Below are 15,593 nucleotides of genomic sequence, written 5' to 3' on the forward strand. Positions count from 1 at the left end.
TTTGCGGCCTATTTCCCTTTTGTTCGCCTACGGGCACATGGTGATTTCCGCGGGAGGATTCGGCGGGGAGGTGGCGAACAACACCCCCGCCGCCGCCGCGAGGCTACCCAGCACGACGAGGACGCCGAAGACTATCTTCGTGACCCTTGGTGAAAAGCTCCTCACATTTCGATATCACAGCACATATCGGGACTTCCTATACCTATTTCCCGGAAAGCGCTCCCCAAGCGTCAGAGACGATGTCCCGCAGGGAGGGGCGCTCGGCCTTCCAGCCCAGCTCGCGCCGGATCTTCTCGGACGAGGCGACCAGCACGGCCGGGTCGCCCGCCCGGCGCGACCCGAGAACGGCGGGGATGTCGTGGCCGGTGACCTCGCGGCAGACCGAGATCACCTCCTGGACGGAGAAACCGGCGCCGCTGCCCAGGTTGAAGATCTTGTGCTCCCCGGGAGTGAGCGCCTCCAGGGCCAGCAGGTGGGCGACCGCCAGATCGGCCACATGGACGTAGTCGCGCACGCACGTGCCGTCGGCGGTCGGGTAGTCGGTGCCGAACACGCTGACCGACTCACGCTCGCCGGTGGCCACCTTGAGGATGTTCGGGATGAGATGGGTCTCAATGGTGTGCCGCTCGCGGAAGCGGCCGTACGCGCCGGCCACGTTGAAGTAGCGCAGGCTCACCGCCCCGAGCCCGTGCAGCCCCGCGTAGGCGGTCAGGGCGGTGTCGACGGCCAGCTTCGAGGCGCCGTACGGATTGGTGGGCCGTGTCGGGTCGCTCTCCAGGATGGGGGAGCGCTCGGGCTCGCCGTACGTGGCCGCGGTCGAGGAGAACACGATCCCGCGCACGCCCCGCACTCGCATCGCGTCGAGCAGCGCCAGCGTGCCGCCGAGGTTGTGCGACCAGTAGAGGCCGGGCTTCTCGACCGACTCGCCGACCAGTGACTTGGCCGCGAAGTGCAGCACCGCCTCCACGCCCGCCAGCGCGTCGTGGGCCTCGGTGATGGACCCGTGGACGAACCGCGCCCCCTCGGGCACGGCGTCCTCGTGGCCGGTCGACAGGTCGTCGAGCACGGTCACCTCGTGCCCCGCCTCGACGAGCTGCGCCGCGACGACGCTGCCCACGTATCCGGCGCCCCCGGTGACCAGCAATCTCATGTTTGCTCCTGTGGTTATATGTTTAATTTTGTCGGGCTGGGTGTTCAGCATACGCGGGAAACGTGCCGAGTACGCTGCCAACCACCATGTTTGACACCCTCGCGGCCAATATCGCGCTGGTCCTTCTGTTCATCCTCGTCGGCGGCTTCTTCGCCGCCGCCGAGATGGCGATGGTCTCCCTGCGGGAGAGCCAGGTGCGCAAGCTCGCTCAGAAGGGGCGCCGCGGCGAGCGGGTCGCCAAGCTCGCCCAGGACCCCAACCGCTTCCTGTCCGCCGTGCAGATCGGGGTGACCGTCGCCACCATGCTGTCGGCCGCGTTCGGCGCCGACCGGCTCGGCATGCAGTTCGTGCCCGTGCTCGAACGCTGGAACGTGCCCCACGCCGTCGCTCCCGTACTCGCGCTGGTGCTGGTGACGCTGGCCATCTCGTACGTCTCTCTCGTGCTCGGCGAGCTGGCGCCCAAACGCCTGGCCCTGCAGCGGGCCGAAGGGCTCTCGCTGGTCGTGGCGCCCTTCCTCGACCGCGTCGCCATGCTGTCGCGCCCGATCATCTGGGCGCTGTCGAAGTCGACCGACGGCGTGGTCAAGCTGCTCGGCGGCAACCCGCAGGCCGACCGGGAGGAGGTCACCACCGAGGAACTGCGCGACATGGTCGTCGGGCACACCGACCTGACCGCCGACGAGCGCAAGCTGATCGCGGAGGTGTTCGCCGCCGGCAAGCGCCAGCTCCGCGAGGTCATGCTGCCCCGTACCGAGGTGGAGTTCATGGAGGCCGACACCACACTGGCGGAGGCGGCGGTGCTGGCCTCGGGGCTGCCGCACTCGCGCTTCCCCGTCTACCGCGAGTCGTACGACGAGGTCATCGGGTTCGTGCACGTCAGGGACCTGCTCGACCCGGTGCTCACCGGGCGGATCGAGCCGATCAGCGAGCTGGTGCCGATCCGGCCGGTCAAGTTCGTACCGGCCTCCAAACGCCTGCTGACCACGCTCTCGGAGATGCGCGACGAGGGCCACCACCTGGCCATCGTGGTCGACGAGTACGGCGGGACGGCCGGCATCGTCACCCTGGAGGACCTGGTCGAAGAGCTCATCGGCGACATCAGGGACGAGTACGACGTCGAAGGCGACACCGTGGTCCTCCCGGCGGGCGAGATGGAGATCGACGGCCTGACGAATCTCAACGACTTCGCCGCCCAGACCGGCATCCGGCTGGCCGACGGGCCGTACGAGACGCTGGGCGGGTTCGTGATGTCCATGCTCGGCCACGTGGCCGCCGTCGGGGAGATGGTGGAGGTGCCCGGGTTCGAGCTGACCGTCATCGAGCTCGACGGACGCCGTATCGCCAGGGTGAGGGTGAAGCGCCGTCCGGCGGTCGAGTCGCCGCCCGAGCTGGATTCCTGACACAATTGGCTGCTATGGCCAGACCTCGTGTCCTCTCCGGCATCCAGCCCACCGCAGACTCCTTCCACCTGGGCAACTACCTGGGTGCGGTCCGCCAATGGGTGACGCTGCAGGAGACTCATGACGCCTTCTACTGCGTCGTCGACCTCCACGCGATCACGGTGCCGACCGAGCCCGCCGCGCTGCGCCGCCGCACCCGCGTGGCCGCCGCGCAGCTGTTCGCCGCCGGGCTCGATCCCGAGCGCTCGACCGTGTTCGTCCAGTCGCACGTGCGCGAGCACAGCGAGCTGGCCTGGATCCTCATCTGCCTGACGGGCATGGGCGAGGCGGCCAGGATGACGCAGTTCAAGGACAAGTCAGCCAAGTTCGGGGAGAACGCGGCCAGCGTCGGGCTCTTCACCTACCCGGTGCTCCAGGCCGCCGACATCCTGCTTTATCAGGCCAACAGCGTGCCGGTCGGCGCCGACCAGAAGCAGCACCTGGAGCTCACCCGCGACCTCGGCCAGCGCTTCAACCACCGCTTCGGCGACACCTTCACCCTCCCTGAGCCGTACATCCTCAAGGAGGTCGAGAAGATCACCGACCTCCAGGACCCGACGGCCAAGATGTCCAAGTCCTCCTCCAGCCCGGCCGGCATCCTCGACGTCCTGGAGCAGCCGGGGCCGCTGCGCAAGAAGGTCATGCGCGCGGTCACGGACACCGGCTCGGAGGTCCTGTTCGACGAGGACGGCAAGCCCGGCATCTCCAACCTGCTCCGCATCCTGTCCGCGCTCACGGCCACGCCGATCCCCGACCTGGTCGCGCGTTACGAGGGGCAGGGCTACGGGACGTTCAAGAAGGACGTGGCGGAGGCCGTCGTGGAGACGTTCACGCCCATCCGGGAGCGCACGGAGAAGCTGCTGGCCGATGAGGCGGAGCTGGACCGGCTGCTGGCCATCGGCGCCGAACGAGCCGGCGCGGTGGCCCGCCAGACCATGGCCGAGGTCCGCGACCGGGTCGGCTTCCTGCCGCGCCTCTGACATACCCCGGAGCCAGGGTGTGGCTTCGGCAGATCTAAAGGGAAAGAGTCGGCAGATTTAAAGGCAGACCTTCGGCAGATCTAAAGGCTGGGCTACAGTGCACGCATGAGGGAAGCGGTCGACTACCTGCCCCGGCGTGCGGCTTCTCTGGTGTATGACGCACTTGAGGACACCCGTGTCGTCGTCGTCAATGGTGCTCGCCAGGTCGGTAAGAGCACCCTTGCCGAGCGGGTGCTGCGCCATGTCCCCGGCAGCGTCGCCCGCTTCCTGGACGATCCCGTCACCCGTCTGGCGGCGAACAAGGATCCGGTCCGTTTCGTGCGCCATGACGGGTTGATGCTCATAGATGAGGTGCAGCGGGTTCCCGATCTCTGGCTTGCCATCAAGCACGTGGTGGATCGTGACCCGCGCCCTGGACGATTCCTGCTCACCGGATCCGCGCGCCTCCTCGCCCTGCGCAGCCTCCCCGACTCGCTGCCCGGCAGGTCGGAGACCATCGAGCTCTGGCCGCTCTCACAGGGGGAGATCGACGGCCACGAGGACGGCTTCATCGACGCGGCATTCGCGATGGGCGGAGATCTACGCGCCGAATCGATCGGTCTACGCCGGAAGGACTATCTCGCGCTGGCCGCTCGCGGCGGGTACCCAGAGGCGGTCAAGCGGACGACCCCTCGGCGACGTGAGCGGTTTTTCGACGGCTATCTCGCGGACCTGATCGCCCGGGACGTGAAACAGGTCGCCCAAATCGAGCGTGCGTCCGACATGCGGCGGTTGGTCGCCTTGCTGGCGGCTCAGACCGGAGGGCTGCTCAATATGAGTCGGCTCGCGAGCGAGCTGGGTCTGTCGAGCCCGACCGTTCGCAGCTATGTGGAGATTCTGGAGACCATCTTCGTGGTCCGCCTCGTGCCGGGTTGGTCGTCGAACGCGACCACGAGAGCCGTTGCCACGCCTAAGGTGATCTTCGTCGACTCCGGCATGGCTGGATACCTCACCAGCGGAAGCGTCGCCGACGCCACTCATGGCGGACTCCTCGAGAACTTCGTGCTGAGTGAGATAACCAAGCAGCTGACCTGGGCCGGGACATCGGCTCGCCTCTATCACTACCGAGACCGAGACCAGTACGAGGTGGACGGGGTGCTCGAGAACAACGCGGGCAAGATCGTCGCCATCGAGGTCAAGGCGGCGGAGACCGTTCGCGGCGACGACTTTCGCGGACTGCGGCTCCTCAAGCGTCGCTTGGGTGATCGCATGCTGGCGGGGTTCGTTCTCTACTGCGGGCCTGAGTCGTTGAGCTTCGGTGACGGGCTCTCCTGCCTCCCGGTCTCCGCTCTTTGGACGACGTGTTCTCCGGCGCGGGCGCCTGCCGGCGATCACTAGTCAAGACAGGGATCACCAGGGGACGACGCCGCCATCTTCGCTGAGGAAGGCGCCGGTCGTGGGCATGGTGGTGGCCTGGCGGGCGATGTGGGCGCCGCCCTCGTCCGCGGTCAGGACGCCGCGGTGGCCGTTGAGGTCGGTGGCGCAGAAGCCCGGTGAGACCGCGTTGACCTTGATCGGAGTGTCGCGCAGCTCGTTCGCGTAGATCAGGGTGATCGCGTTCAGAGCCGCCTTGGAGGAGTTGTAGCCGAGCAGGCGGCCATAGTCTCTGAACGGTGAGTCGGGGTCGGTCAGGAACGCGATCGTGCCCAGCCCGCTCGACACGTTGGCGATGTGCCCGGCCGCCGACCTGCGCAGCAGCGGGAGCATCGCGTTGGTCACCGCGACGACCCCGAACACGTTGGTCTCGTAGACCTCGCGCAGCTCCGCCACCGGCAGTTCGCTCGGCCGGTAAGGGCGGTCGCGGCTGATCGCGGCGTTGTTGATGAGGATGTCGAGGCGGCCGAACTCCGTGTCGATGTACGCCGCGGCGGCCTCGACCGTGGCGAGGTCGGTGACGTCCAGCCGGACGTACCGGACGTCCAGCCCTTCGCCGGCCAGGTTCGCCTCGGCCTTCTGTCCTCTCTCCTCGTCGCGGGCGCCGAGGAGCACCACGTGCCCCTGCCGGCCGAGTTGCCGCGCGGTCGCGTAGCCGATGCCCTTGTTGGCTCCGGTGATGAGGACGATCTTCCGTTCCATCGAGTACGTCATGGCCTCAGGCTCACGGAGGGCGCCCGAGATCGGCAGAGCACCGCTGAGGCTGGGATCGGCGATCCCAGGCGTGGGCCGGCGATCCCGGGTGCGGGCGGGAGCTCCCAGGCGTGCGCCAGGTACGCGGACGCGGATGATCAGCGGAAGCGGCGGCGGCCCACGGCCAGGAGGACCTCCCGGAGGGCGTCCGCCGCCTTCCGTACCGTTTCCTCCGGGACGCCCGCCATCACCTCTTCGTGGGCCTTCCCCGAGACCTCCAGGGCGGTGTTGGCCAGGCGCAGGCCCTCGGGGGTGAGCTGAACCCAGCGGCTGCGCGCGTCGCCCTCGTTCGCCGCCCGCTCCACGTAGCCCGATGCCGTGAGGCGCTGCAGGACGTTGCTCGTGCCGCCCGAGGTGAGGTAGAGGCCCTTGGACAGTTCGCTGGGCTTGAGCTGGTGCGGGGGGCCGGTGCGGGCCAGGGCGGCGAGGACGTCGAACTCGGCATAGGTCAGGCCCAGGTCCGCCAGTTCGGCCTTGATCGCCGTCTCGAAGAGCATGTTGAGGCGGGACATGCGCTTGCTCAGTTCGAGGTCGGCGATGAGCGATGACGACAGGCCGGAGTTCTGCCAGCGGGGGACCATCGCGTCGACGTCATCGTGCTTCATGGGTCGAGGATACTTGGCGATGTATTGCTTTCTGAAAAGCTTCTTACTAAGCTTTTCAGCATGGCAATTACTTTGATCAAGAACGGGATCGTCGTCGACACCGAGCCGGAGCCTGTCGTGCTCGGGCGGGTGGACGTGCGGGTCGAGGGCGGCCGGATCGCCGAGGTGGGGCCGGACCTGCCCGAGGTGCCGGGGGCGGAGGTCGTCGACGCGACCGGGATGATCGTGCTGCCGGGGTTCGTCGACAGCCACCGGCACACCTGGCAGGCCGGGATCAGGGCGATCGCGCCGGACATCACGTTCGGCGGCTATCTGCAGCGCATCCTGGGCGAGCTGGCTCCCGGCTATAGGCCCGAGGACGTCTACGCGGGCAACCTGGCCGGCGCGCTGGAGTGCCTCGACGCCGGGATCACCACGCTGCTCGACTGGTCGCACGTGCAGTTCACGCCCGAGCACACCGACTCGGCCGTACGGGCGCTGCGCGAGTCGGGCATCAGGGCGATCTTCGGCTACTGCCACGGCGGGCCGCGGGAGAACCTGCACAAGGAGGGGCACCGGGTCCATGACGAGCACTTCGGCACGGCGGGTCTGGTGACCATGGCGATCGCCGCGCTCGGGCCGGAGATCGTCAGTGAGGACGACGCGCTGGCCGAGTGGCGGCTGGCCCGCGAGCTCGACCTGCCCGTCACCGCGCATCTCGGCGGCCACGGCAGGGAGAGCTCCACCAAGGGGCTCGCGTTCCTGAAGGCCAACAGGCTGCTGGCGCCGCGCACGACGTACGTGCACGCCAACCACTACAGCGACGACCAGCTCAAGCTCATCGCCGACAGCGGCGGCGGCGTGTCCGTGTCGCCGATCGACGAGATGACCCTCGGCATCGGCTACCCGATCAGTGGGCGGGCGCGGGCCGCCGGGATCCCTACCTCGCTCAGCATCGACAGCGTGACGTGTGCGCCTGGTGACATGTTCAGCCTGATGCGGACCGCGTTCACGCTGGAGCGGGGCCGCCCGGACGGGCAAGGGATGGGGTTCCGCGCCCGTGACGCGCTGCGGATGGCCACCATCGAAGGCGCCGAGGTGGTCGGGCTCGGTGACACCGTCGGCTCGCTGCGGGTCGGCAAGCAGGCCGACCTCGTACTGCTGCGTACCGGCACGCTGGGCATGGCGGCCGCGCACGACCCGATCGGCGCGGTGGTGCTCAACGCCGACACCAGCGCCGTCGACACCGTCCTGGTCGGCGGACGGGTGGTCAAGCGGGGCGGCAGGCTGCTGCACCACGACGTCAAGGAGGTGCTCGCCAGGCTCGCGGAGTCCGCCCGCGCCGTCGTCACAAGCGCGTAACTCCTGAGTGCCGGGCTCCGTGGTAGAAGAGCGGTAGCCAGGGCAGGTGCATGGCGACGGCGGGGCACCTCGGAAGGCGGGCGCGCGGCGGTGTTGGCAAAGGTGATGGCACGCGTCGAGTCGGCCAAAGCCCGGAGTGGCCGCGTCATCGAGTCCTGGCGGGTGCGCCGCCTCTGGATCGACCACCTCATGAGGACCGTGCAGCGCTACCAGCTGCGGTTCGGCGACCGGCTGGCCGGTGCGGTGACCTACTTCGCGTTCCTGTCGTTCTTCCCGCTGGTCGCGCTCGCGTACGCGCTGTTCGGCTACGTCCTGTCGTACGACCAGAACGCCATCAGCACGCTCGAGTCGGCGATCAAGGACCAGCTGCCGGGACTCGCCGACCAGATCGACCTCCAGGCCATCGCCCAGGCCAGGGCGACCGCCGGGATCATCGGCCTGGCCGGTCTGCTCTACGCGGGGCTGGGCGCCGTGGACGCGCTGCGCGGGGCGCTGTGGGAGATGTCGATGACCACGGCCCCGCCGCCGAACTTCTTCGTCGCCAAGCTGCGCGACCTGATCTCCCTGATCCTGCTCGGCGTGACCATGATCGTGTCGGTGCTGGTCGGCGGGGCCGCCACGCAGGCGACGACCGGGATGGCGGAGACTCTCGGGCTGGGCAGCGCGCCGGTGACGACCGGCACGCTCTGGCTGGTGGGACTGCTGGCCAGCGCGGCCGCCGACTGGGTGCTGTTCCTGATCCTGCTGGGCTGGGTGGGCCGCGCCACCCAGCCCTTCCGGGTGCTGGCCAGGGGGGCGCTGCTCGGCGCCATCGGGTTCGGGCTGCTCAAGCAGGTCGCGTCGCTGCTGCTGGGGCAGACGCTGAGCAACCCGATCTACGGCGCGTTCGCCGTCATGGTGGGGCTGCTGGTCTGGATCAACTTCTCCGCCAGGTTCGTCCTGTACGTCGCCGCCTGGACCGCCACGGCCGGGCTCTGCCCGCCGCCCGCACCCTCGCCCATCCCGTCGAACACGCCCATGCCGTCGAACACGCCTATGCCGTCGAACACGCCTATGCCGTCGACCTCGCCCATCCCCTCGAACGAGGCCACCTGACCCCCTCGAATGGGGTCCCCCGGCCTCAGCGTCGTGAGCTGCGCCGTCGGCGGATGCCGTAGCCCAGCCAGGTCAGGCCGAACAGCAGCCCGCCCCCGATCACGATCGAACCCACCGTACGGCTGGTGTCGGTCTGCTTCGACGCGGCCGAGTCGAGCAGCGGCGCCGTCACCGGTGGCGCGGTGACGACCGGTGAGGTGGTCACCTGCTGCGCGGGCAGTTCGACTGGCAGCGGGTCGACAAGCCGGCCGACCGCCGTGACCTTGCCCCGGGCGGCGAAGCCCCAGTCGAGCAGGCTCGCCACCTCCTCCCAGAAGTACCCCTCGTGCCGCATGATGGTCACGATGATCGTGTGGCCGCCACGTGTCGCGGCGCCGACGAAGCTGGCCTGGGCCTTGGACGTCCAGCCGTTCTTGACGCCGATCATGCCCTGGTAGCGCCACAGCAGCTTGTTGTGGTTGCTGATCTCGTAGTAGTTCTTGGGCGCCGGAAACTTGGCAACCTTTGTACTGATATATCGCCGGAAGTCGGGGTTGCCGAGGCCGGCCCGTGCGATGAGTGCCAGGTCGTACGCCGAGCTGCTCTGTCCCGGCTTGTCCAGCCCGCTGGGCGTCTTGGCCACCGTGTCGTTCGCCTGCAGGCGCTTGGCCTCGGCGTTCATGTCACGCATGGTCTTGGGCAGGCTGCCGTTCGTCTCGGCCAGGGCCATCGCCGCGTCGTTGCCCGACGACATCAGCAACGCCTTGAACAGGTCGTCGACCTTGTAGAGCGGCTTGGTCGTCAGGCCGACGGCGGTGCCCTCCTGGTCGACCGCGTTCCGGCTGGGCTTGACCTTGAGGTTCTTGTCCAGCTTGGGGATGAGCGTGAGCGCGGTGAGCGTCTTGAGCGTGCTGGCCGGCAGGTAGCGCCCGTGCGGGTCCTTGGCCGCGAGCACGTCGCCGGTCTCCAGGTCGGCGATGACGTACGAGGTGGCCTTGGACTTCGGCGGTGCCTTGATGCCGGCGGGCCTCACCAAACCGTGACTGCCCAGCAGATCCCCGCCGACGGGCTTCGGCGTCGGGGTAGTCGGGGTAGGAGTCGGCGTGGCCTGGGCGGTCCCCGTGAGCGCGACCGTCGCGAGGAGTGCCGTGAGGAGTGCCGAGACGGGCACCGGTTTCATCAGCATGGCGGTCTCAGCGTAGCTTCGTGTCATTGCACATGTGCCGACACATCCCCTGATGATCGGCACCTGATACTAGAGAAGTGGTCATGTCGCGAAAGATCGCCGGATTCCTCATCGTGCTCGGCGTGTTCATGGTGTTCGAGTGGATCAACCTCGGGTTTAACCTGGCAGACGGCCATCCCACGAGCTTCTACGTGGTGCACGGCATCCTGATCGCGGTCAACCTCATACTCGCGATCGTATTGGCCGTCATCGGCTGGAAGGGGCTCCGCAAAGCGCGCGGCGAGTGAGCCGGTGCAGCTCGTCGGCCTCCTCGCGGGAGTCGCCGATCGTGGTGAAGCCGAGCTTGCCGTGTTCGGGGAGCGCCCCGAGCAGGTGGAAGACGTTTCCCGTACGACGGGTGTGATCGAAGCCGAGACCGAGCGCCTCGACCATCCGCACGACCTGGCCGGGGGAGCGGCCGCGCAGGCAGCCGGCCGCGCAGTTGTCGGTCGCGGTGTAGTACTTGGGCTGGTCACCGGCCATGAGCAGCCCGGTCCCCGGATCGTAGGAGGCGCCGGTGGTCAGCACCGCGGCGCCGAAGGGGTGTGTGGTGCCGCCGATCCGCAGGTTGACCTCGCACAGCAGCGCCGCGTATCCGGCGTCGGTCTCCAGCGCGAAGAAGTCCATGCCGAACAGTCCCACCACGCCCCGCTCCGCCATGACGCGGGCGATCCGCTCGGCCGACGCGCCCACCTCGGCCCGGTACTCCGGCGCCGCGGGGAACGTACAGCCCTGGTAGACGTCCTGGTTGGCGCCGCCGAGCACCTGGTCGTGGGTGGCCACGACGCTGTACCGGCCGCCGGGCGTGATGCGGGCCAGCGCGCTGGGATAGTGCAGCGGGCGGTGTTCGATGAACTCCTCCACGACCGCGCCGCGTTCGCGGATCTTCGCGGTGAAGCTCTTCCAGGTCTCGCCGTACGCGGAGAAGCTCGTCCCCGGCAGATCGCCCTTGGGCACGATGGCGTTGCCGAGCCCCGAGTAGCCGTCGTTCAGCTTGACCATCACCCGCTGGCCCGGCAGCGCCTCGATCGCGTCCTCGATCTCGGCCAGGGAGTGCAGATCTCCGAACCCGCGGGCCATCGGCACGCCGGCCTCCTGGCCGATCTCGCGGGAGCCGCTCTTGGAGCCGTAATAGGCGAGCGACGTGGCCGGGCCGTACACGGGAATGCCCAGCAGCGCGGCGAACTCCTCCTCCAGCTCGCTCAGCACGAACGGCACCATCCACGCGTCGCCGTCGATCGCCGCACGTACCTGCTCGACCATCTCGGGTCGCGAGAGCAGGGTCCTGGTCAGCGGCTGCGAGTGCGGGTCGTCGAGAGTGATCAGCCGCAGCCGTTTGGCGGCGTCATCCGGATCAGGCAGGAAGCCGAAATAGTAGGCGATGATGTCCGGATCGATGGGCGCGGAGGAGAGGTAGATCACTTTGACGCCGGGCTCGCGGAGCGTGAGGAGGAGGAAGAGCAGGCGCTCCTCGTAACATCTCGCACCGGTGATGCGGCGCAGCTCGTCCTGCGGAAGAGAGAGCGAGGGTACGACCACCAGGGTCCCCTCGCTCGGCTCGAAGATGCTCAACCCGGCATACTTCTCCCCGAACGGGATTTTAGTGATCATATTGCGAGTGAAACACGCATTTTACGCGAAAGCATCCATCGTCGGAGTGTCATGACCATGACGGGAGGTGACAGGATTCGAAAGCGCAGACCACGTTTGGAAGTCGTGTCCACGGGTCACCGTCTAATGATCCCTTGTGACTATTTTCCGGGCCATCTGCGCGCTCACTCAGGGTAACGACCTGCGGTTACGGGCATGCAGCCGCCCGGCTTTCGGGGTTTCTGTCGGCGCGAAGCCACACGCAAGAGATAAAGTTGGAACATCGCCTTCGGGTTCATGGCCGACCGCCGTGTTTCCGCAGTGGGTTGTCCTCAGGAGGGGATCACAACCCCGTGCTGACGATCTCTGGCACCGAAACCTGTGGGTGCGGCATTTTCGCCGGACGGCTGCTCTGACCGGACAGTCGGCCGCAGCGAGGCCAAAGGACGATTTACGGCGCTATAAGCCGTGTGACTTCGGGCAGTTGACGATCACATGGCAATTGGACGGGACGGTGACTCATGCGGGGACGTGAGCTTCGGGGGGAACTCGACGCGTTCCTGACGGAGACCGATCAGGAGTTGGTGGCTTTCCGCCGCGACTTGCACATGCATCCTGAGCTGGCCTTCGCTGAATATCGCACGACTCAGCGCATCGCCGAGCGGCTCACCGCCGCCGGTCTGGTGCCGTCGGTGCTGCCACGCGGCACCGGCCTGATCTGCGACGTGGGCAGCGGAGACGGCCCCACGGTCGCGCTGCGCGCCGACATCGACGCGCTGCCGCTGCACGACGAGAAAGACGTGCCCTACCGCTCGACCGTCCCGGGCGCCTGCCACGCGTGCGGCCACGACGTGCACACCACGATCCTGCTCGGCACCTCGATCTTCCTCGCCCAGCAGGCCGCCGCGGGCCTGCTGCCCGGCCGGGTCCGCCTGATCTTCCAGCCCGCCGAGGAACTGCCCGGCGGCGCGCTCGAGGTCATGGCGCACGGCGGCATCAGCGGCGTGGAGCGCATCTTCGGCCTCCACTGCGACCCGCGCGTCGACCTCGGTCACGTCGGGCTCAAGCCCGGCCCGATCACCTCCGCCTGCGACAAGCTGGCCATCAAGGTGTCGGGTCCCGGCGGCCACACGGCCCGCCCGCACCTCACCGCCGACCTGGTCTTCGCCCTCGCCAAGATCCTCACCGAACTGCCCGCCGCGCTCTCGCGCCGGGTGGACCCGCGCTCCTCGCTCAGCCTGGTCTGGGGCAAGGTCCAGGCCGGTTCCGCGGCCAACGCGATCCCCGACGACGGCGTAGCCGAGGGGACCGTGCGCTGCCTCGACGAGAACGCCTGGCACGCGGCCCCCGACCTGATCAAGTCGCTGCTGGAGTCGGTCGCCGGCGCTTACGGGATCGACGCGACGATGGAATACACGCGCGGGGTGCCGCCCGTCGTCAACGACGAGATGAGCGTCGACATGCTGGCCGAGGCGGTCGAGCGGGCGCTGGGGCCGGGCGCGGTGGTGCCCACGCAGCAGTCGCTCGGCGGCGAGGACTTCGCCTGGTACCTCGAGTCGATCCCGGGAGCGCTGGCCCGGCTGGGCACGCGCTCGCCGGGCGGCGTGACGTACGACATCCACCAGGGGACCTTCGACATCGACGAGGCGGCGATCGGCATGGGCGTCCGCCTCATGGCCGCGACCGCCCTGACCGCGCTGTGGGAACCCGTCGTCGATTCCGTTCTCGCCTGAGTCTTACGGTCGGCACGGGCCCGCCCCACCTGAGCTTTGCGGTCGGCAAGGGCCTGCCCCACCGTACGTGCTTGATTTTCCTCTACGGCAAGCATGGGCCAGCCCCACCCTTCTGGGCGGGGCTGGCCTCTGTCCAGGGGAACGCTCCTCCGGTTTACGGGGTTGAGCGCCGTGACGTGCGCATTCTTGGCCCCGGCCGCCCTATGGCCGGACCACCGGCAGGATCAAGGATGACTTGGCCGGGTTGACAGTGAATTTCGAGCCCTCCGGGTAGCGGAGCGTGTAGTCCCTGTCCGTTGACGTGATGATCAGGCCGATCTTGTGGCCCTGGTCGAACCGGTAGTCCTTTGGCTGGAAGTCCCAGGTGAAGGTGTACTCCTGGGACGGTTTGACGGTCTCTGTTCGTGCCGGGTCGTGGCGGTTCCTGATGTCCAGCCAGCCTCTTGAGACGATCTTGTAGGGCGTTGTTGCCGTGCCCAGCCTGCGCAGTGTCGTGCAGCCCGTGTCGCCCGGGACGCCTTGGCCGTAGCAGAGGGTTTCGCCTGTCGCGACCAGGGTTCCGTCCGCTCTGGTGCCCGTGCCGTAGTCGACCAGCAGGGCCGTCAAATACGGCGAGGAGCCGCTATCGCGGGCGGCTCGGAGCGAGATCGTCGGGGTGCCGGAGATCCGGACGGCGGCCGGCAGTTCCGGCGTCAGGTAGGCCAGGCGGTTGGGATCCGCGGCCGGGGCCGCCTCCACCAACTGTTCGGCGGTGCGGGTCTTCTGGTCGACGAAGGACTCGCGGGCCGTGTACTGCGGGAAGACGTTCAGCTTCGAGCCGGAGCCGAGGTGCAGGGCCACTGGCTTGGTGGCCGGAAGTGGCCACGATGCGTGAGTGCCCCACTCGCCGGGGGCGATTTCGACGTCCGCCTGCGGCTCACGCATGATGCCGCTGTCGATGCCGTACAGCCAGTAGTCGAACCACCCGTGCAACTGCCGCAGCCATTCGACGGTGCGCAGGTTGAAGGGGTTCATGTGGGTGCCCTGGTGCAGCCAGATCTTGCGCGGCACGTGGCGCTTGGACAGGGCGTACCACCACTGGGCGAACTGTTTGGTCTTGACGTTCCAGTCGTTGAGGCCGTGCACGACGAAGACGCTGGCCTTCACCTTGTCGACGTCGTTGAGGTAGTTGCGGGCGTTCCAGAAGCGGCTGTAGTCGCCGCTCACCCGGTCCTGCGTCGCCGTCAGGTAGTCCATGACGGGCCCGCAGACCTTCTGCCCGTCGGCGCGGGTGAGCACGTACTTGGCCAGCACGTCCGCGTCCTCGCCCTGGAAGCCGCCCGCCGCCAGCACGCCGCCGTTGGCCCGGTAGTAGTCATACCAGGAGGAGATCGCGGCGATGGGCACGATCGTCTTCAGCCCCTTGACGCCCGTCGAGGCGACCGCGTTGGGCAGCGTGCCGTTGTAGGAGACGCCGATCATGCCCACGTTCCCGGTCGACCAGGTGGCCGAGACGGGCGCGCCCTCCGGGGTGAACCCCTTCGCGCGGCCGTTCAGCCAGTCGATCGCGGCCTTCGGGCCGGCCGTCTCGTTGCGGTCTCCGGTGGTGGGGCAGCCGGTGGCGCGGCCGCTGCCCAGGTTCTCCACCAGCGCGATCGCGTAGCCGCGGGGCAGGAAGTAGTTGTCGTAGTAGCCGTCGAACGGCTCGGCCGCCAGCTTGTTCGCGTACGAGCGCAGGGTCGGCAGCGGGTTGCCGTTCTCGTCCACGTCCACCACGTGGTTCGGCACGTCGTTGCCGCCCGCGTAGTAGGGGCTGGCCTCCATGATGACCGGGACCTTCAGCCCCTCGTCGGTCTCCTTCGGGCGCAGGATGTCCACGGCGACGCGGTCCGGCAGGCCGTCGCTGTCGCTGTCGGTCCCCGCGACCTCGACGTACACCGTCTGCTTGACGGCGTCGGCGCGGGAGAAGACGGGCTGGGTGGCGTTGTTCTCGATCTTAATAGCGTTCTCGATCTTGATCGCCGGGGCCGCAGCCGGGGCGGTCGGTGTATCCGCTGTGGCGGGCGCCGCGCCCATGGCCGCGATGAGGATCGCGGCCATGGGCATGATCATGGCCTTCCAAGGATGCATGTAGGGCTCCAGGATGAAAATCCACCGTTGATCAGGAATCTCTGCCATGATCGACCTGACGGCAAGGGCCCCCCGGTGTCCAAAGTTGGGTAAAGCTTCCCGAGCCGGTCCTCGGACCGCATCCGCAGATTCAGGTCACGGACACGAGTGATGTCGATAACGGAGCGGTTGCGACCCTGTG

The 15,593-nt window shown here is 68.1% G+C and carries 13 protein-coding genes; 7 read left to right on the forward strand and 6 right to left on the reverse strand.

The features are described from left to right. Nucleotides 1–202: 202 nt before the first annotated feature. Nucleotides 203–1,150 carry a UDP-glucose 4-epimerase GalE gene (gene galE / locus AB0B64_RS23705; RefSeq protein WP_357948593.1) on the reverse strand — a complete coding sequence of 316 codons (948 nt, stop codon included), beginning with the start codon at nucleotides 1,148–1,150 and terminating at the stop codon, nucleotides 203–205. Between the two features lie 86 nt (nucleotides 1,151–1,236). Between galE and AB0B64_RS23710 the strand changes: the two genes are divergently transcribed. The 3 genes from AB0B64_RS23710 to AB0B64_RS23720 all read left to right on the forward strand — a co-directional run bounded on the left by AB0B64_RS23710 (nucleotide 1,237) and on the right by AB0B64_RS23720 (nucleotide 4,946). Further along, nucleotides 1,237–2,550 (forward strand): hemolysin family protein, encoded by a 1,314-nt coding sequence (locus tag AB0B64_RS23710; RefSeq protein ID WP_357948596.1) that lies wholly within the window; start codon nucleotides 1,237–1,239, stop codon nucleotides 2,548–2,550. A gap of 14 nt (nucleotides 2,551–2,564) precedes the next feature. Next, entirely contained in the window at nucleotides 2,565–3,569 is a 1,005-nt protein-coding gene (gene trpS, locus AB0B64_RS23715; protein WP_357948599.1) for a tryptophan--tRNA ligase, read from the forward strand. A gap of 105 nt (nucleotides 3,570–3,674) precedes the next feature. After that, on the forward strand, nucleotides 3,675–4,946 hold the full coding sequence (locus tag AB0B64_RS23720; protein ID WP_358179639.1) for an ATP-binding protein: 1,272 nt from the start codon (nucleotides 3,675–3,677) through the stop codon (nucleotides 4,944–4,946). 12 nt (nucleotides 4,947–4,958) lie between these two features. Here AB0B64_RS23720 and AB0B64_RS23725 read toward each other — a convergent pair whose 3' ends face one another. Together AB0B64_RS23725 and AB0B64_RS23730 are read right to left on the reverse strand one after the other, a co-directional pair. Further along, on the reverse strand, nucleotides 4,959–5,696 hold the full coding sequence (locus tag AB0B64_RS23725; protein ID WP_358179641.1) for an SDR family oxidoreductase: 738 nt from the start codon (nucleotides 5,694–5,696) through the stop codon (nucleotides 4,959–4,961). 137 nt (nucleotides 5,697–5,833) lie between these two features. Further along, a complete protein-coding gene (locus AB0B64_RS23730) occupies nucleotides 5,834–6,340 on the reverse strand; it encodes a MarR family transcriptional regulator (protein WP_357948609.1) in 507 nt (168 codons plus the stop codon). 60 nt (nucleotides 6,341–6,400) lie between these two features. Between AB0B64_RS23730 and AB0B64_RS23735 the strand changes: the two genes are divergently transcribed. Then, nucleotides 6,401–7,681, forward strand: coding sequence for an amidohydrolase family protein (locus tag AB0B64_RS23735; protein ID WP_358179642.1), 1,281 nt, complete (start codon nucleotides 6,401–6,403; stop codon nucleotides 7,679–7,681). Nucleotides 7,682–7,786: 105 nt separating this feature from the next. Then, nucleotides 7,787–8,776 (forward strand): YihY/virulence factor BrkB family protein, encoded by a 990-nt coding sequence (locus tag AB0B64_RS23740; protein ID WP_358179644.1) that lies wholly within the window; start codon nucleotides 7,787–7,789, stop codon nucleotides 8,774–8,776. A 25-nt stretch (nucleotides 8,777–8,801) separates the two neighbouring features. Here AB0B64_RS23740 and AB0B64_RS23745 read toward each other — a convergent pair whose 3' ends face one another. Continuing rightward, complete coding sequence (locus AB0B64_RS23745) at nucleotides 8,802–9,941, reverse strand: D-alanyl-D-alanine carboxypeptidase (protein WP_358179646.1); 1,140 nt, start codon at nucleotides 9,939–9,941, stop codon at nucleotides 8,802–8,804. Between the two features lie 83 nt (nucleotides 9,942–10,024). On the opposite strand from AB0B64_RS23745, the gene AB0B64_RS23750 reads away from it, so the two are divergent. After that, nucleotides 10,025–10,228: a hypothetical protein gene (locus tag AB0B64_RS23750; protein ID WP_357948621.1), complete on the forward strand. Its 204-nt coding sequence runs from the start codon at nucleotides 10,025–10,027 to the stop codon at nucleotides 10,226–10,228. Here the strand turns inward: AB0B64_RS23750 and AB0B64_RS23755 are convergent. Then, nucleotides 10,188–11,591: a peptide ligase PGM1-related protein gene (locus AB0B64_RS23755; protein ID WP_357948624.1), complete on the reverse strand. Its 1,404-nt coding sequence runs from the start codon at nucleotides 11,589–11,591 to the stop codon at nucleotides 10,188–10,190. The two genes, AB0B64_RS23750 and AB0B64_RS23755, sit on opposite strands and share 41 nt — an antisense overlap. 500 nt (nucleotides 11,592–12,091) lie before the next feature. On the opposite strand from AB0B64_RS23755, the gene AB0B64_RS23760 reads away from it, so the two are divergent. Further along, nucleotides 12,092–13,303 (forward strand): M20 family metallopeptidase, encoded by a 1,212-nt coding sequence (locus AB0B64_RS23760; protein ID WP_358179648.1) that lies wholly within the window; start codon nucleotides 12,092–12,094, stop codon nucleotides 13,301–13,303. 201 nt (nucleotides 13,304–13,504) lie between these two features. On the opposite strand, the gene AB0B64_RS23765 is transcribed toward AB0B64_RS23760, so the two are convergent. Then, a complete protein-coding gene (locus tag AB0B64_RS23765; RefSeq protein ID WP_358179650.1) occupies nucleotides 13,505–15,412 on the reverse strand; it encodes a Xaa-Pro dipeptidyl-peptidase in 1,908 nt (635 codons plus the stop codon). Nucleotides 15,413–15,593 lie beyond the last annotated feature (181 nt).

The sequence above is a fragment of the Nonomuraea sp. NPDC049129 genome, assembly GCF_040648495.1.
Taxonomy (GTDB): Bacteria; Actinomycetota; Actinomycetes; order Streptosporangiales; family Streptosporangiaceae; genus Nonomuraea.